Origin of the sequence: Anoxybacillus amylolyticus (assembly GCF_001634285.1) — a bacterium.
Taxonomy (GTDB): domain Bacteria; phylum Bacillota; class Bacilli; order Bacillales; family Anoxybacillaceae; genus Anoxybacteroides; species Anoxybacteroides amylolyticum.
The window spans coordinates 464,629-481,985 of sequence record NZ_CP015438.1 but is presented as its reverse complement, the minus strand read 5'-3'; the positions used below and the strand labels follow the sequence as shown (position 1 = coordinate 481,985).

The window sequence follows — 17,357 nt, the reverse complement described above, 5'->3', positions numbered from 1 at the left end:
ATTATGACACATTTTCCACCGCCGCTTGTTGTCGAAAATCACGATCGACACGGCTTATAGCTACCATTGCAAGAAAATAAACCCAACTACCTAAGATAAATAACATATTCATGTGCTTTTCCTGCACATACACAATAGCAACGGTGCTAACCATCATATTCGCAAATAAAAAAGCCATTTTCGCAAATGACACAGGCACGTAGTATACTTGTTGGCTTTTTCGAAAGATGAACAATACAGCAAAGACGTATGTGGCGACGTTAGCAATTACTGCTCCCCAGTTGATAAAAAATGGTACGAGAGCGAAATTTAACAATATATTAAGAACTGCTGCGATTGTAAATATCTGGGTAATATAGCTCGTTTCTTTTTTAAAGAACAGACCGACTGAAATAATTAAGTAATAGAAGTTTAAAAAAGTAACACATGATAAAAAAGGAATATATGGATACGCTTCATAATAGTCAGCGGTAAAGAATGTTCTCATAACCCACGGACTAACTGTCGCTATCGCGATCACACCAACAAGCCCTAAAAGCAATAGCGCTATATAAATTTTAGAAAATATATATGGGCTATCTTCCTTATCTTTTACTGACATCGCATACGGGTGCCATGCCATCTGCACCCCGCTTGTAATCAGCGTAATCATCATCGCTAAACGAAGCGCAACCCCAAACACACCAACCTCTGCGAGCGAAGCAAACTGTTGGATGAAAAACGTGCTTGAATTGGCAATTACCCAAAACGCAATTGATGTCGGTGCTAAAGGAGCGGCATACGCCAACAACTCTTTTAATACTGACCATTCGATACGAAACTTCAAATAGTTCCATGTCATGCGCAACATCATGATAAACAACACAACGCTACTTATTAATCTTCCGATAAATAATGCACCTGGAGTTGGGGTCCAAAATTTCAGTGCGATATACGAAAGAATCGCGACAAGCAACATTTTCAACACAGTAAACAAGACTACTTTTTTCGTTTGAAACTCGAAGCGCATCACCGTCGTTGCCACGACGAAAATTGTATCTAACAACAACGTCAATAAATTAACATACAGCAAATCGACATAGTGTGGATTTTCTAATATTTTTTCCGAAAACCACGGACCAGCAATGACAACAAGCAAAAATAACACTGCAACAACAAACAGCCGGAAATACATGACGTTTTGCACATACAACAGCCGCTTATTCTTATCTTTCGTATCGTAATAGTAAAACGATAAAGCAGAATCTGTCCCGAAAATCACTAAAAACGTTAACATCGATGTCAGCCGATCTAAAATATCCACTACTCCGTATTGCGTCTTCGATAAAAAACTCGTGTACACCGGCAACATCACAAACGCAATCAATTTAGTGCCTACATTCATGAATGCGTAAAGGAGCGAATCCGCTCCTAAACGCTTAATTTGTGATAGCAATTATAACAACTCCCGTTCATCCACCATTTTGCTGAATTTCGCTGGAAGCCCTTTAACGACTGTTTTCGGCTCCGTATCTTTTGTCACGAGCGCCCCTGCAGCGACAAACGTTTCTTCGGCAATTGTAATTCCTGGCAAAATAATGGAGGCACCACCTACACGTGCACCGCGTTTAATCGTGGCACCTTTAATTTTCGAAAATCGTTCTTCCGTCCGCCCCATGTAATTGTCGTTTGTCGTGGTGACGCACGGAGCGATAAATACGTGATCTTCTAACGTCGAATATGCCGTAATATAAGAGTTTGATTGAATTTTTGTTCGATCGCCGATTTTTACATAGTTTTCGACACACACTCCACGCCCCACAATGACGTACTCGCCGATTTCCACGTTTTCCCGCACGCTTGCTAAATCTGCTACGAGCGTATTTGCTCCAATTACCGCACCGCGATAAATGACCGCATTCGCACCAATCGTACAATTTTCACCAATCACCAGTGCAGGGACGTCCCCGGTAAGTTTGACAGTACTCGTTTTTGCTGGTTTTGGCGGCTTCCCGAGCACCGCTCCATCGGCGACAGTCGTGCCGTCGCCAATGACCGTTCCTTCATGAATTGTCACGCGGTTGCCGATGATGACATTTTTTCCGATTGTTACTCCTTTTTCAATGACCGTAAAATAACCGACTTCTACCGTTTCGTCAAGCATAACTGAAGGATCAATAAAGTTCATTTGTCTTTTCTCCTCATCGTTATAGTTTTACGTACTTGTTCGGTTTTTCCACATCTTTTAACGCGTTGCGCGTATCGAAAATGACAGGGCTGTTTTGCGCAATCATTTCATAATCAAAGGTCGAATGGTCAGTTGTAATGAGTACGATGTCAGACTGCTGCAACAATTCTGGTGTAAGTGCCACTGTTTCAATGACGCGGTTGCACGCGCGGAACGATGGAACATATGGGTCAACGACCGTAAATTCCGCTCCATGTTGCTCTAATAGCTCGACAATTTTTAATACTGGAGACTCGCGCACATCGTCAATGTCTTTTTTATACGCAACCCCTAGCACAGTCACTTTTGAACCACGAAGTGCTTTTCCTTCCTCGTTTAAAATGTGCATCATACGATGGATGACGTATTCAGGCATCGCGTTGTTAATTTCGCCTGCCAATTCAATCAGGCGCGTATGATAGTTGTATTCGCGCGCTTTCCATGTTAAATAGAACGGGTCAATCGGGATGCAATGCCCCCCTAATCCAGGTCCTGGATAAAATGCCATAAAGCCGTACGGTTTCGTTTTCGCTGCTTCAATGACTTCCCACACATCGATGCCCATTCGTTCGCAAAGAATCGCCATCTCGTTTGCTAAGGCGATATTAATATGGCGGAACGTGTTCTCAAAAATTTTCTCCATTTCGGCGACCGCTGGACTCGATACTTCATGGACATCGCCTTCAAGTACCGAACGATAAAGAGCAGAAGCCACTTTCGTACATTTTTCTGTCACGCCACCAACTACTTTTGGTGTGTTTTTCGTTTTAAACACTTTATTCCCTGGATCGACGCGCTCTGGAGAGTAAGCAACGAATACCGTTTCTCCAACGACCAGTCCTTTTTTCTCCAATGCTGGCTTAACAATTTCTTCTGTCGTACCAGGGTATGTCGTAGATTCAAGTACAACTAACATACCTTCGTGTGCATATTTCGCAATCTCATTTGCCGAGCTTTCAACATAGGACGTATCTGGCTGATGATGCTCATCAAGCGGCGTTGGCACGGCAATCGCTACCGCATCCACTTCCGCAATGCGTGCATAGTCAGTTGTTGCTTGTAAATAGCCTTGTTTCACCATTTCATGTAAATCTTCATCGACGACATCACCGATATAGTTAATGCCGCTATTTACTTGGTCTACTCGGCTTTGTTGAATATCAAAACCAATGACTTTAAAACCTGCTTTTGCTTTTTCCACTGCAAGCGGCAAGCCGACATATCCTAACCCGACTACTCCGATAACTGCCTCTTTTTTCTCAATTTTATTTAACAATTGTTCATAATAGTTCATTGTGACCGTCCCTTTCTTATGATAGTGTAACTTTTCTTCCTGTTTCTGCTGATTCTAAAATCGCTAAAATAAGCTTCACAGGCGCAAGACCGTCTTCTCCTGTTACAATCGGCTCGCGATCTTCTCGTATCGCTTGAATCATATCTTCCACAATGCACTGATGCCCTGGTTTCCCAAACGGGTCGTTGTTAATCTCGGCGATGACTTGTGCTTTTTCTTCTTCTGTTACTCCTTCGATATCCCATGTCTCAATAAAATTCGCTGTTCGACCACTAATTTTTACCGATGCTTTTTCACCGAAAATCGCAATAGATTCTTCTAAGTTTTTCGGATAAATCGTGGTAGCCGCTTCAATGACTCCGAGCGCTCCATTTTTAAATTGAACGACTGCTGCCGCCACATCTTCTGTTTCAATATTGCGCAGCCTTGTCGTCACCATCGCTTGCACGGATTCCACTGGTCCCATTAACCAAAGCATTAAATCAAGGTCATGAATCGCTTGATTCATCAGCACGCCGCCATCAAATTCTTTCGTCCCACGCCACGATGCTTGGTCGTAGTACGCTTGGTTGCGATTCCATCGAACGGTGGCGTTAGCATGGCTCAACTTCCCGAACGCCCCTTCTTCCATTTTTTGTTTTAATTTTTGAATAGCAGGGCGGAAGCGGTTTGGATGAACAACTGCCAGCTTCACACCATTTTCTTTCGCCACGCGAATCATTTCCTCCGCGTCCTCTACTTTTAACGCCATTGGCTTTTCGACAATGATATGGCGTTTATGGTTTGCTACAATATTCGTCAGCTTCGCATGGAGCCCAGAAGGTACGCATATGTTAACTACAGCAATATCTTCATTTTCTTTTAACATCGTTTCTAAATCGGTATATGTTTTCACTTCCGCGGGAAGTCCCGTTAAACGCTCTGGGTTTGTGTCGCACACCGCGGCAAGCACCGCTCCTTCGGTGTTTTCAATTGCTTCAATATGTTTTTTGGCGATGTGCCCCATCCCGACAATTGCAAATTTAACCATGATAGTACCTCCTAGCATCAAACACATACTTCATCAAAGTAAGGAAAATAAAGGTCAAAAACACGCCTAATACAAGACCACTTGCCACTGCTTCTTTTGCATACGATTTCGATGGAGCGACTACTTCGGAAAGAACCGATGGATTTTCATAAAATGCTAAATCGCCTCGAACACGATTTGCCGTTTCCATCGTTTTCGTTAAATCGTTTTGCGCCTCCACTAGCAAATCGGTTATGCTTTCGATTTGCTGAGGGGTGAGAGACGATGAATTGAGCTTTTTGTTATAGCGGTCAATCCATGTTTGCAATGTTTTCGCCCGCTCGTCTAACGAGCTCAAGTACGTATTTGTTACAGCAAGCCGTTCTTTCGAATGTCTTTGCAGTTTTTCGTTATAATCCGCAACAATCGTACGCAAATCTTGTTCCACACTTTTTTCATCATTTCCTTTTACCGTGATTTTTACATATTTTTCTTCCGGTACCACAATATCCACAGTATTTTTCACGCTCGGCAGTTGCGCCATAATATTATCTGGGTTTGTTAAATCTGATACGTTAATCGATCCTGTAAACACGAGCGCTTTCCCCGTATATTTAGCATGGTTCAACACAAGTTGTACACCGAAAAACACTAGTAGTGCCGTCACCGGTGGAATAATCACAAACCAAATTCTCTTGTTCCAAAAATACGAAAGATATTCGTATAGCACGAACCTTTGTTTTTCCGCTGACAAAAGACTCACCGTCCTTATTCTAACTATTTTCGTATCTTCAGGTATTCAGTAAGAAAACGCCCCCTGCACGCAAGCGGCGACGTTTTCTCCTTCTATTACTTTTTATAAAACTCCACAATTTTCTCGACAACGTATTGTTGTTGCTCTACTTTCAACTCTGGGAACATCGGCAATGATACAGCTTCTTTTGCTGCTTTTTCCGCTTCAGGAAGGTCTCCTTCTTTATAGCCGAGCTCTTGGAATACTGGCTGTAAATGCAACGGAAGCGGATAGTACACCATTGTCGATACTCCGTTTTCTTTTAAGAACGCTTGTAGCTCGTCGCGTTTCGGTACACGAATTGTATATTGATGGAACACATGGTAATGACCATCCACTTCTACTGGGGTTACGACAACGTCACCAAGCATTTCTTTTAAGAGGTGCGTATACGTTGCCGCGCGTTCACGACGCAATTCCGACCACTCATTTAAGTGCGGGAATTTCACATTTAAAATCGCTGCTTGCATTTCGTCTAAGCGGCTATTGTATCCTAAGACGTGATGATAATACTTCGGTTTGCTTCCATGCACACGAATGACGCGGCATTTTTCTGCAATTTCCTCATCGTTCGTCACGATCATACCGCCGTCCCCGTAAGCACCTAAATTTTTCGTTGGGAAAAAGCTGTACGTTGCCGCCGTACCAAGTTCCCCAACATTTTTCCCTTTATATTTCGCGCCGATCGCCTGCGCAGCATCTTCAATGATAAAAAGTCCGCGTTTATTAGCAATTTCAACAATCGGATCCATATCGGCCATTTGACCATATAAATGAACTGGAAGAATTGCTTTTGTTTTTTCGGTAATCGCTTCTTCAATTTTTGCCGGATCGATATTAAACGTCACTGGGTCAATATCGACAAATACCGGTTTCGCGCCTGCGCGGACAATCGCACCGCCTGTTGCGAAAAATGTAAATGGCGTTGTAATCACTTCGTCCCCAGGCCCTACACCAATGGCCTGTAACGCTATATGTATCGCATCGCTTCCATTCCCGCAGCCAATGCCATGCTTGACGTTACTGTAGGCTGCGACGTCGTTTTCTAACTTTTTAACATGGTCGCCTAAAATAAAACGCGACGAGCTCATTACTTCGTCTAATACCGTTAACATTTCGGTACGTAAACGTTGATATTGCTCGCTTAAGTCTAACATTGGTACTTTCATGAAAATTCCTCCAATAAGTTGGTATCGATTGATAACACGTTTAGTTTATCACATTTTTTTCTTAATATAGTGCTCTTTTTTGACAAAATTCGTATATTGTTATCGAAAAAACCGTTTGTACCTACGAAAGACACAAACGGTCAACCTGTTATTTATCGGTGATCGCCATATACTTTTCTTCCGCCGCGAACAAGTTTGCGAACGATTGTCATAAACGGCTTGTACTGTTCGTTGACAAGTCCGATTACTTCTGCTAATACTTCTCCTAAAATGAGCAACCCGAAAAGAATTAACACCGATTGCCATAGTGTCGACGAAGAAAATAAAATTGCACTAATGCCAAACATAATGCCAAAGCAGTAAATAAGTAGCACCGTGTTTCGATGCGAAAACCCAAGCGCTAATAATCGGTGGTGCAAATGCGATTTATCGGGCGCTGAAATCGGTTTTTTGTTGACGATACGACGGATAATTGCAAATGTCGTATCGAAAATTGGTACCCCTAAAATAATAACAGGCACAACAAAGCTGAACAACGTCACACTTTTATACAAACCAAGAAGCGACAATACAGAGATGGCGTACCCTAAAAATAACGCGCCTGTATCGCCCATAAAAATTTTCGCTGGATGGAAGTTGTAGAATAAAAACCCAAGAATGCTACCTAATATAATAAGGGATAAGGTGAAAATCAACATTTTCCCAGCCATTCCAGCTAGCGTAGCAATCGTCGCAATCCCAATAGCAGAAATACCTGCCGAAAGACCATCAAGGCCGTCAATTAAATTAATTGCGTTCGTAATGCCAACAATCCAAAAAACAGTCACTGGATAACTCCATAGTCCTATATCAAATTTACCTATAAATGGAATAGAAAGCAACTCCACCTTTAAACCTGACGCGACGACGAGGCACGCCGCCAACAACTGCCCGAGAAATTTGACCCTTGGCGAAAGCTCGTACAAATCATCAAGCATCCCAATCAAAACGATTAAGATGGCACCAACCGTAATGCCTGTCACTTTCTCGTGGTAAACTCCTCCAACAAAATAACCAATAGTGACACCAATAAAAATCGCCAATCCCCCGAGACGCGGCATAATGCGCGTATGCACTTTTCGTTCATTCGGTTTGTCGATTGCACCGATTTTAATCGCAAACTTTATCACCAAAGGCGTCACGGCAATAACTGTCACAAATGACACAAAAAACGCCAAAATTGCTTGCATGTTCATAAACAGATCACCTTTGACCTATAAATAGTTACACATCATTTTTATGTTACCACATAAGCGACGTAAATCAATCTTTTTTTGCTTCAAAACATTCGGCAAGTTTGGATGATCGAATGGATATTTGTATTTTTTTCCTAATACAATTCCATGCAGTTGCTTTTTGCCATAGTATGTTATAATTCGTCTAGGAATGAATTTAAGTAGGAGAGGGAACTATGCTAACAAAAGTAAAAAAGCTGTTTAACGAAAGTGCCCGCGATATCAAAAGGTTGCGCAAGCTTGTTGACAAAGTGAATGAACAAGAAGCGCACATTGCTTCGTTAAGCGATGAACAGCTGAAAGCAAAAACGATGGAGTTTAAAGAACGGCTCGAGCAAGGACAAACATTAGATGGTTTAAAAATCGAAGCGTTCGCTGTCGTGCGCGAAGCGGCAAAACGCGTGCTTGGGCTCCGTCATTATGATGTACAGCTCATCGGCGGTTTCGTTTTACATGAAGGAAATATTGCTGAAATGCAAACGGGAGAAGGAAAAACGTTAGTTGCGACGCTTCCGAGTTATTTGCACGCCCTTGAAGGAAAAGGGGTGCATATTATTACCGCCAACGAATATTTAGCGCGACGCGACCGAGAACAAATGGGAAAAGTGTTCGAATTTTTAGGATTATCTGTCGGTCTAAACGTTTCACAAATCTCCCCGCAAGAGAAAAAAGAAGCGTATCAAGCGGACATTACATACGGAACAGGAACGGAGTTTGGCTTCGATTATTTGCGCGACAATATGGTCTATGATATTCGCGAGAAAGTGCAACGCAAGCTTCATTACGCCATCGTCGATGAAATTGACAGCATTTTAATCGATGAAGCCCGCACACCGCTTATTATCGCAAACAAATCGAGCATTGGTGCCGAATTGTTTCAAGTCACCGCACAAATCGTTCGGCAATTTAAGCGAGACGAAGATTACGAATTGTATCCAGAAACAAAGCAACTCTTTTTAACCGATGCTGGAGCAGCGAAAATTGAACGAGCGTTTGGCATTGGCAACTTATACGATGCCGAGCATCAAGCATTATTGCATAACGTTATGCAATCGCTGCGCGCGTTTGTAATTATGAAGCGCGACGTTGATTACATCGTCAAAGACGGAAAAATACTTCTTGTCGATCAATTCACTGGGCGCATTATGGAAGGGCGGACGTTCAGCGATGGGCTTCACCAAGCGATTGAAGCGAAAGAAGGCGTGGAGATTACAGAAGAAAACGACGTGCAAGCAACGATTACCATCCAAAACTACTTCCGCATGTACGAGAAATTGTGCGGCATGACAGGAAGCGCAACTCCATCGAAAGACGAGTTTTGGGACACATATCACTTGCATGTCGTCGCCATCCCGACGAACAAACCGCGGCGCCGCGTCGACATGGACGATCTTGTGTATCGCACATATGAAGCGAAAGCAAAAAAAATTGTTGCTGAAGTAAAAAAAATGCACGATATCGGTCGCCCTGTCTTAATCGGAACGACATCGATCGCACAGTCGGAACGATTGTCGAAGCATTTAACGAAACATGGCATCCAACACCAAATGTTGAACGCAAAAACGGAAGAAGATGAAGCGCGAATCATTGCCCTCGCTGGCCAAAAAGGGCAAGTGATGATCGCAACTAACATGGCAGGACGAGGAACCGATATTTTATTAGGAGAAGGCGTCGCAGAACTTGGCGGATTGCATATTATTGGTACCGAACGCCATGAAAGCAACCGCATCGATATGCAACTTCGCGGTCGTGCGGGACGTCAAGGAGACCCTGGCTCTTCACAATTTATCATTTCGTTAGAAGATGAACTATTCAAATCGTATGATAAAGAAGAGTTAGAAAAATGGCTTAGCAAAGTGAAAACAAATGAAGAGGGACTCGTTATTTCCCCAGACCCAATAAAATTTGTTCGCAAAGTGCAAGAAACAGTCGAACACGCGCACTATTCTGCTCGCGCCCATTTATTAAAACTTGACTCTATCATCGACCGGCAAAGTAAAATTATTTACCAAATGCGTGACCGTATTTTAGCGTGCGCACCAACAGAGATGATGGCAGAAGTGCTTGAGTATATCAAAAACTACTTAACACAAACAATCGAAAAATATTGCTTGCCGGACGTTTTTTACGAGGAATGGAATATAAAAGGCTTGCATGAAGAGTTGACGTTCGTATTTTTGCGTTTCCATAAAACAATCGACGACTTAAAAGAACTAGAAGAAGAGCAAATCGAGCAAATCGTTTTCGAAGAATATGAGAAACTAAAAGAAGATTTATTCACACTTAAAGACGACGAATCGCTTGCCGCCCAACTTAAACGCTTTATGATTCAAACAATCGATTCGGACTGGATCCGTCATCTCGATACGATCACTAACATAAAGGACGGCATTCATTTGCGCGGATACGCCCAAGAAGATCCGTACCGCCTATTTGAAATCGAGGCGTTTCATGAGTTCATCCGTCTCCAGCAAGAAATTCAAGCCAATATTTCGATTCGCTTTATGAACTACGTCAAAAACCAATTTGAGTTAGACGGCAATGAGGAGGATACGGAATGATTTTTAAACGAAAAACAAAAACAACACCGAATACAGAAACGCTTCCTGATCATAAGGAAGAACAAACGAGCGAGGAAGTGAGGACGACGCTATCGTTCCATCCAGACTGGGACGTATCCCCGCAGGAGCGATACGTCTACCAGTTTCATCACCAGCAGCTTCCGCCGTTAAAGCCGAATCAACTTTCCATTTCGGGAATAAAGCTGATTGAATACAACGACGGGTTTGTTGTCGTCGCCTTTTTACGAAGCACACTGCCGAAACCAGTCCGGTTTGAGCAAATCAATTTGCTGCTTTTAGATGAGAACGGACAAGCAATCGCCAAACGAACATTTGCGATGGACAGCTTTGGGGAACTTCCGCCGATGACCGCAAGACCGTGGCGCTTTCTCTTCTCAGCGGAAGATAAACTTGTAGACAAAATTCCACAGGAAGGGTGGAAGATTGCGTTTGAACTAAAACAAACCTCAAAGCGAGAAGATCATCGCCTCGATTTAGAAGCAAGTTGGGAACAAGCGTTATCCACACAACAGCGCGAACATTTGCAAAAATTAATTGAAACGTTGCCACCGCTTTCTGTCGGGGAAATTAACTTTATGGGGCTGGAAGCAAAACTCAATGAAAAGCGCGATTTAGTCGTCACGTTGCTTATTCGCAACGGAAGCGACAAACATATTCAGCTCGAGCAAATCCCGCTCGTCATTGAAGATGCGTATGGGGATGTCATCTGCAAAGGGGTATTTCAGCTAGAGCAATTCGAAGTAAAAGCGAACACAAGTAAACCATGGACGTTTATTTTCCCATCTACTCTATTGCTAAAAGAAGATGTGGATTTAACAAAATGGAGAGTATATCCACCAAAACAATAAAAGTAAACGCTCCGAATGTGCCAAACTACCCGGCAAAAGATAAATAAAAAAGATGCTGTTTCGAACAAGGAAAATTCCTTGCTTCAAACAGCATCTTTTTATGTATTAATGCCAGCCGTTGGACAAGGCAAGACGGTTATGGCTTTGTAACGCAGCCACTTCCTCACCACCATCGAAGTAACGGCGCGCTCCTAAATATGTTTTTCGCCAATACGACTCATCTAAATCAGAGATAATAACCCCTTTATTGGAGCTTGCGTGAATAAACTTATCGTGTCCAATGTAAATGCCCGCATGAGAAGCCGTTTTTTTATACGTCGCAAAAAAGACTAAGTCACCAACTTCTAACTCTTCTTTCGACACTTTCTTTCCTCGCTGGTACTGCTCTTCTGCTGTTCTCGGGAGAGAAACACCGAACTCTCGGTACACATACGTAACAAATCCAGAACAATCAAACCCTTTTGGTGTCGTACCTCCCCATTTATACGGAACACCGACATATTGCTTGCTAAATGCAACGATGTCTAATTCTTCCGCAAACGCATAATGCCCGCTCAAAAACACGAAAAGTGAAACAATTACCATCGCCAGCCACTGTTTCATTTGTCTCCCCCTACCAAACCAATCCGTTCTCTATCTTTGAAATTAATTGCAACTTCAGCCATTCCCAATGAAAATTCTACACTATTTCGACAATTTATTGTGTTTCATTCCTATTAAAAATTCTTGATTATATTACATTTTCATTACAATGTTTACTATTAAATTGCAAAGTTCTACAAATTTTTTGATAGAAAAAAGCCGGCTCCCCGTAAGAGAACCGGCTGTAACGCTTATTTTGCAACACTAAATTCCACATACGCTCCTTTTTTCATTAAAACGCCGTCCTTGCTTTTCACCGTTGGTGGAATGACTAACAAATAAGATGTCCCTTTTTTCAACAAGTTTTTCGGCTTCATAACAAGCTGCATTCCTTTGCTCACTTGCACAGTTACCGGCACTTCTTGCCCCCCTAGTTCATATAGCTTAATACCAAGTTTGCTTGTATCGCTAATCGCTAGTTTACGAGAAAATTTCATCGTGAATTGTTTATTAGTCGGTACGTTTCGTAACTTCCCTAGCGATTGATACGCACGATACTGTTTTAAAAGCAAATCACGATGCGCCGCATACAATTCTTTATTCACCGTCGTCCACACATCGGGCTTCACCCCGACCTCGTGAATCGCCGTTCCATTCGGAGAGAAGAAGCGCGCCACTGTCAGTTTCAAGACACTTCCATCTGTTAATTGAAAAATTTGCTGCATCGAGCCTTTTCCAAACGTTCGTTGTCCATATAATACTGCTGCCTTCTGATCTTTCACAGCCGCCGCGACCATTTCTGAAGCACTCGCGCTTGAGGAGTTGACAAGCATGTCAATTGGACCGTTCATTTTGACGGATTGAGCAACGGCATCATATACTTCTGGTACGTTCGAACGGTCGCGCACCTGAAACGCCTTCGTTACATTCGGGAAAAAGCCAAGGATTTGCTGAGCGGCATCTACATATCCTCCTGGATTGTCGCGCAAATCAAAAATCCATCCTTTCACCCCAGAAAGAGAGTCAATTGCTTGGGCGATCTCGTTCACTGAACCACTATCAAAGCTGTATAAACGAATGTAGCCAATATTACCTGCTAATCTAGAAAACTCAACATTCGGCCAATTAATTTTCTCGCGCGTTACATCAAGCGTTAACGTTTCGTTTGTGGTTGCACGAAGCACCTTTAGATGAGCCGTTGTTCCTTGTTGGCCAGTAATGAGCGCCACCGCCTGCTCGCTCGTTTTTCCTGCTAACGACTGACCATCTACTTCTGTAATCACATCCCCGACGCGCAAGCCGGAACGCTCTGCTGGCCCCCCTTTCAGCACAGATGTCACTTTGATTCCTGCGGTATCCATATTAAACGTAATACCAATCCCGACGAAATCCATGTTAATGGAGTCAAGGAATTGTTGATATTCCTGTGCCGTCATGTACGTCGAGTATTTGTCTAAGTGTTGGACGATTTCTTGCGGTGTTGAGCCGTTTAATACGTTTTCGTTAACAACGTCCACATAATAATCGCGAATATACTGGCGTATTTCGTCAAGTGTACTTGTTGATGTCGTTTCCGCTGAAACACTGAACGCAGACGTCGTCAATGAAAATAAAAAAACAAACGGAATTAAAAATTTCCTCATCATTTCACGCATCGCTGTTCCCCTTCTTTCGCAAGGTCATTTATTGCACTCCTAAAATAACTGGTGCTTGAAACTCTTCTAAATAACGACTCAGTGCAGCTTTTGCCTTTGCATCTTTTACATGCGGCAACCATTGTTCACAAAGCAAAAGCAGCCTCTCCGCTTTTGCAATATCCTCTTGTTCGTAAGCCGCGAGGATGCCATCGAACGCCAACATAATGTTCATCGGGTAAAACGCACGCTGTTTCATCGTTTTGGCTAGATGCACATACGTTTCCGTCATTTGGCGACGAACCGTTGACCCACTCACTTTTTGAATCAGAAATTTCGTCTTTTTCAGCTGTTCATCAAAAGAAGGATACACATCATAAACTTCCTCTACCCTCCCTAAAGTAAGCGATTGGTCAATACGCGACGTTAATGCTATTAGTCGTTCTCCGCTTTCGATCGCACTAATATAATACGCTACCTGTCTAATCGTACGGTCCGCTTTTTTCAGACGCTCGCGGTACTGCTGCTTAACCGTTCCGTCTTTTAACCGTTCGACCCGCTGCTTTGTTTCACTGTAACTCTTTTTCATTTTGTTATACAACGCATACGGCTTAGACAGTTGATGGGAGTTAATCGTTCGTTGCAGCTGCTCTACATAACGATTGAGCTCCCCTACATTGGAAGATAGAGATGCTGCTTTGACTACACTAGAGGGAACCTCCGCCGCTAGGATGAAAAGCGACGCGAATATTGCAGCGAGCACTCTCCATATGTTTGATTTTCTCATAATGACATTCACCTACTATTCTTGCAAATATATACTTATTTTAATAGAATGGAAACAAAATGAAAACAACTATTCACGCTCATTTTTTTATTTTTCGGAAGAAAAAGAAAAACAAGGAGCAAAGCTACTCCTTGTTCATTATTACGTAAAATCCGGCCAGTTTGTTTGCTGCTCATCTCCTTCGATTTTCACTAACGTCCGATAGCGGAACGGCAACAACTCATTTTCCGGCTTATGTAAAAATGGTTTAGCAAGTTCAAACGGAATTAAATCAAATTGTTCTTTATTTTCAGCAATCAAATATAGGCCAACAATTTGTCCCTTTTTCGACAAATCCAACGTGAGAAACGCCGGATAATACGTTCCATCTTTTGCTTCTAGTACAGCTTTAGCAGTCACTAAGCCGTCCCCTTCTGTTTCTACATCATCATTCACAATTTTCTCCAGTATTTTAACGGCCCATCCTTGTTTTTTATAGCCCCCGATTAATTTAGGAGGGTTTTCTTGTAGCTGTTTCCATACATCTTGGTTTGTCATAAGAGCGTATAACCCCCTCCGCTTTCATGCAATTTTTAAAGCGATTCTGTCTTATGATATACATACTTTTATATGAAATGCAAACGTTTTTCTATGGAAATTCAAGGCATTGTACCGGTTCTGGAAAGAAAAAAGGGGCGTAAAAATGAGCCCCTAGTTGTAAATCGCTTGAATGTCATCAATATATATCGTTCCTGCATTTTTGTTTATTTCGTTAACTTCCATATACCGAACAGGCATTTCTAACGTAACCGGCCATTGCACATCTGCCGGAATGTCAGCGGTGACATATTTCCTTCCTGTCCAATCGACATTTTTAGCAAAATCGATCCAATACCGTTTTCTGCTACCATCTTTTATTTGTGCCCGTAGCCAATGTCCTTGTGCATCTCCATACACCCACATGCCGATTTTCGTCGGATGTCCTTTTAACGTAATCCCAGTTTGGGCCACTACGTACACGCCGGATACTCCCGTTTTGTCGCTGAAGTCGTAATCGATTTGCAGCGCTTGTTTGCCATTTTTGGCGACCTCGTTCGTAAGCAACACGTTCGCGAAAGTGTAGTTCGCTCCTGACGTTAACCACGATAGACTGTTTTTTTCAAAGTCATCGAGAAGCACCGTCTCTGGAATTCCGACGGTAACCGGAATTGTCGCGGTTTTAGAGCCAAGCCGAACCATTAACGTTCCCGTTCCTTTTTTACTGCCGGCTTGGAACACGCCGTTTTCTACTTTTCCTAATCCGTTCGACACCGTATAGGAAAAGGCGCTTTCGTTTACCACGATTTCTTTCCCTTTGTAAAACGCTTGAATCGTCAGCGGCTGCTGGCTATTTTCCCGCACGTAAATTTCTTTCGGCTGCACGACAAGTTGATCGGCATCCGTAACGACATGCACCTTCATGCTTCCTGAAATGTTGCCGGAAGAGGCGGTAATCGTTCCTTCCACCGGCCGTTTCGCCACGACAAAAGAACCGTCTTTTAAAAACGTTCCTGCGTTAGACGTCCATGTCACCGGCTGTTGTAGCGGAACCGTTGTCCCTAGCAACGTAAGTCCTTTAACGGATAAGCCGAGAGTGCGATACGTTCCTCCCGCCCATACCGTTATTTCTTGCGGCGTGATGACAAGCTGCTTCACTTCATTTGCTTGCCCTTTATACACGACAAGCAACGCGTTAGCCACCGGCCGCGCAAATCCGTCAGACGGTTTGTTTTCCACAGCAAGTGTCCCGTCTTTTTGCCGCACGACAAACGTCGACGAACCGCCTCCGTCGAGCGTCATCGCCTCCACCGCACCGAAATCCTTCATCAGCTTGGCTAGTTCATTTAACGTCACACCGTTGCTATGGTCTGGGTTCCGTCCATCGACTACGACAGTAAAGACATTGCCGTTTTGGTCAATGCCAATGGCTGTGCGCGGATGCACCCCAGCAATGGCAAACGACTGTACTATACCGTGTTTCACGAGGTAATACCGCCCGCCAATCGCTTCCTGTACACCGTTCCATCCCGGCTGGTCATATTGAAACGAAATTTGCACCGTATCGCCAACTTTCGCCTGCTGCAAGTAACTGCTTGCTTCCCCATGACCGGACAATACGATTTCTCCCGGAAGCAGTGGCTCGTTCCCGACGCCGACAATCACTTCTTTCACCGTTCCCGTAACAATGCCGTTGCCGTTCAACTTTCCTTGAATGTTCGTTAACACTACTTCTGTCCCAAGCGAATTCGTCTGCGTTGAAGTGGAAAAGTACGGCGTATACAAGACAAGGTGATTCGCATCACGCCGCTTGTTGATCGAATGAATCATATGGCTGTTTGTCCCGTTAATGGTCATTTCCATCGCCACGTCTGGGTTTCCGATGAGCGGTTTTCCGTTGGCATCCATGCCAAAAATAACTCGCTCATTAATCGGAGTGGTATTCGTTGTGATAATTTCCCCGTTATGCACCATTAAATCGGTCGGAGAACCGTTGTCTTTAAAATAGTCGCCATTGACCGCCCCGAGCACAAAATGCCCGTCAAAATCGGCACGGTTCGCTTGTTGAAGAACGGTTTCAATCCCAAGCACCTGCTCATTGGACAGCGCTGTTTCTATACCAATGTTGTTGGCGCCAGTTTCAATCTCGAATTTATAGACGTGCTGCTTACCACGGGCGCTAGCAATCTCTAATTCTGATTTTTCCACCCCTGGCACCATCACAACGGACGATTCGCTCATTACATGCCCAAGCGAAAGTCTTTTCACGCTGTACCATTCTGGGTTGACGAGCTTTAGCTTTTCTTGCGGCGGCGTTTTATATAGGACGTATCCTTTCATGTTAGTGACATAAAGATTACCGCCAAGCCCGTATTGCTTGCCGTCATAAGAATAGACGCGATATTGTTCTTTTGGTTTCAACACTCTCACAAACTGCCATTTTCCGTTCGCTTTTTCCCATAGATTAATCGGTTTTAACACTTCAATTTTGCCAATCTGTCCTTTTACAAGCCTTGCACCTTCCCAGTACACGGTCGTTGCCGCCTGAACATTCGGCGTCGACAACACCCCCACAAGCAAAGCCCCAAAGAAAAGACTAGCCAACCACTTGCCAAACATGACAAACGCTCCCTTTACTAGTTTCATAGACTTCTTTCGACATA

The 17,357-nt window shown here is 43.4% G+C and carries 14 protein-coding genes; 2 read left to right on the top strand and 12 right to left on the bottom strand.

The features are described 5' to 3' along the window. Position 1 precedes the first annotated feature (1 nt). The 7 genes from GFC30_RS02365 to GFC30_RS02335 form a co-directional block, all read right to left on the bottom strand. On the bottom strand, positions 2-1,435 hold the full coding sequence (locus GFC30_RS02365) for a lipopolysaccharide biosynthesis protein (RefSeq protein ID WP_066322734.1): 1,434 nt from the start codon (positions 1,433-1,435) through the stop codon (positions 2-4). Next, positions 1,436-2,167 carry an acyltransferase gene (locus tag GFC30_RS02360; RefSeq protein ID WP_066322733.1) on the bottom strand — a complete coding sequence of 244 codons (732 nt, stop codon included), beginning with the start codon at positions 2,165-2,167 and terminating at the stop codon, positions 1,436-1,438. Positions 2,168-2,186: 19 nt separating this feature from the next. Continuing rightward, positions 2,187-3,500: a nucleotide sugar dehydrogenase gene (locus GFC30_RS02355; RefSeq protein WP_066322732.1), complete on the bottom strand. Its 1,314-nt coding sequence runs from the start codon at positions 3,498-3,500 to the stop codon at positions 2,187-2,189. 16 nt (positions 3,501-3,516) lie between these two features. Then, positions 3,517-4,530, bottom strand: a complete 1,014-nt coding sequence (locus GFC30_RS02350; protein ID WP_066322731.1) for a Gfo/Idh/MocA family protein — start codon at positions 4,528-4,530, stop codon at positions 3,517-3,519. Further along, on the bottom strand, positions 4,523-5,191 hold the full coding sequence (locus GFC30_RS02345) for a lipopolysaccharide biosynthesis protein (protein ID WP_238583532.1): 669 nt from the start codon (positions 5,189-5,191) through the stop codon (positions 4,523-4,525). The genes GFC30_RS02350 and GFC30_RS02345 overlap by 8 nt, the downstream gene beginning before the upstream one ends. A 167-nt stretch (positions 5,192-5,358) precedes the next feature. Further along, on the bottom strand, positions 5,359-6,471 hold the full coding sequence (locus tag GFC30_RS02340) for a DegT/DnrJ/EryC1/StrS family aminotransferase (protein WP_066322729.1): 1,113 nt from the start codon (positions 6,469-6,471) through the stop codon (positions 5,359-5,361). 152 nt (positions 6,472-6,623) lie between these two features. Then, positions 6,624-7,706, bottom strand: a complete 1,083-nt coding sequence (locus GFC30_RS02335; protein WP_066322728.1) for a glycosyltransferase family 4 protein — start codon at positions 7,704-7,706, stop codon at positions 6,624-6,626. A gap of 215 nt (positions 7,707-7,921) precedes the next feature. On the opposite strand from GFC30_RS02335, the gene secA2 reads away from it, so the two are divergent. Continuing rightward, on the top strand, positions 7,922-10,306 hold the full coding sequence (gene secA2 / locus GFC30_RS02330; RefSeq protein ID WP_066322727.1) for an accessory Sec system translocase SecA2: 2,385 nt from the start codon (positions 7,922-7,924) through the stop codon (positions 10,304-10,306). Further along, the gene (locus tag GFC30_RS02325) at positions 10,303-11,175 is read left to right on the top strand and encodes an accessory Sec system S-layer assembly protein (RefSeq protein WP_066322726.1); all 873 of its coding nucleotides are present in this window, start codon (positions 10,303-10,305) and stop codon (positions 11,173-11,175) included. The genes secA2 and GFC30_RS02325 overlap by 4 nt, the downstream gene beginning before the upstream one ends. 105 nt (positions 11,176-11,280) lie before the next feature. On the opposite strand, the gene GFC30_RS02320 is transcribed toward GFC30_RS02325, so the two are convergent. The 5 genes from GFC30_RS02320 to GFC30_RS02300 form a co-directional block, all read right to left on the bottom strand. Further along, positions 11,281-11,778: a C40 family peptidase gene (locus GFC30_RS02320; RefSeq protein WP_066322725.1), complete on the bottom strand. Its 498-nt coding sequence runs from the start codon at positions 11,776-11,778 to the stop codon at positions 11,281-11,283. Between the two features lie 230 nt (positions 11,779-12,008). Beyond that, entirely contained in the window at positions 12,009-13,412 is a 1,404-nt protein-coding gene (locus GFC30_RS02315; RefSeq protein ID WP_066322724.1) for a S41 family peptidase, read from the bottom strand. Positions 13,413-13,440: 28 nt separating this feature from the next. Then, on the bottom strand, positions 13,441-14,178 hold the full coding sequence (locus tag GFC30_RS02310; protein WP_066322723.1) for a hypothetical protein: 738 nt from the start codon (positions 14,176-14,178) through the stop codon (positions 13,441-13,443). Between the two features lie 141 nt (positions 14,179-14,319). Beyond that, the gene (locus GFC30_RS02305; RefSeq protein ID WP_066322722.1) at positions 14,320-14,715 is read right to left on the bottom strand and encodes a hypothetical protein; all 396 of its coding nucleotides are present in this window, start codon (positions 14,713-14,715) and stop codon (positions 14,320-14,322) included. 153 nt (positions 14,716-14,868) lie between these two features. After that, the gene (locus tag GFC30_RS02300) at positions 14,869-17,340 is read right to left on the bottom strand and encodes a phosphodiester glycosidase family protein (RefSeq protein ID WP_238583531.1); all 2,472 of its coding nucleotides are present in this window, start codon (positions 17,338-17,340) and stop codon (positions 14,869-14,871) included. Positions 17,341-17,357: the final 17 nt, after the last annotated feature.

What these genes read in the sequence shown, in the direction of transcription:
- GFC30_RS02360 (WP_066322733.1), bottom strand. Translation starts at nt 2,167, where the DNA reads ATGAACTTTATTGATCCTTCAGTTATGCTTGACGAAACGGTAGAAGTC.
- GFC30_RS02355 (WP_066322732.1), bottom strand. Translation starts at nt 3,500, where the DNA reads ATGAACTATTATGAACAATTGTTAAATAAAATTGAGAAAAAAGAGGCA.
- GFC30_RS02350 (WP_066322731.1), bottom strand. Translation starts at nt 4,530, where the DNA reads ATGGTTAAATTTGCAATTGTCGGGATGGGGCACATCGCCAAAAAACAT.
- GFC30_RS02340 (WP_066322729.1), bottom strand. Translation starts at nt 6,471, where the DNA reads ATGAAAGTACCAATGTTAGACTTAAGCGAGCAATATCAACGTTTACGT.
- GFC30_RS02335 (WP_066322728.1), bottom strand. Translation starts at nt 7,706, where the DNA reads ATGAACATGCAAGCAATTTTGGCGTTTTTTGTGTCATTTGTGACAGTT.
- secA2 (WP_066322727.1), top strand. Translation starts at nt 7,922, where the DNA reads ATGCTAACAAAAGTAAAAAAGCTGTTTAACGAAAGTGCCCGCGATATC.
- GFC30_RS02325 (WP_066322726.1), top strand. Translation starts at nt 10,303, where the DNA reads ATGATTTTTAAACGAAAAACAAAAACAACACCGAATACAGAAACGCTT.
- GFC30_RS02320 (WP_066322725.1), bottom strand. Translation starts at nt 11,778, where the DNA reads ATGAAACAGTGGCTGGCGATGGTAATTGTTTCACTTTTCGTGTTTTTG.
- GFC30_RS02315 (WP_066322724.1), bottom strand. Translation starts at nt 13,412, where the DNA reads ATGCGTGAAATGATGAGGAAATTTTTAATTCCGTTTGTTTTTTTATTT.
- GFC30_RS02310 (WP_066322723.1), bottom strand. Translation starts at nt 14,178, where the DNA reads ATGAGAAAATCAAACATATGGAGAGTGCTCGCTGCAATATTCGCGTCG.
- GFC30_RS02305 (WP_066322722.1), bottom strand. Translation starts at nt 14,715, where the DNA reads ATGACAAACCAAGATGTATGGAAACAGCTACAAGAAAACCCTCCTAAA.
- GFC30_RS02300 (WP_238583531.1), bottom strand. Translation starts at nt 17,340, where the DNA reads ATGAAACTAGTAAAGGGAGCGTTTGTCATGTTTGGCAAGTGGTTGGCT.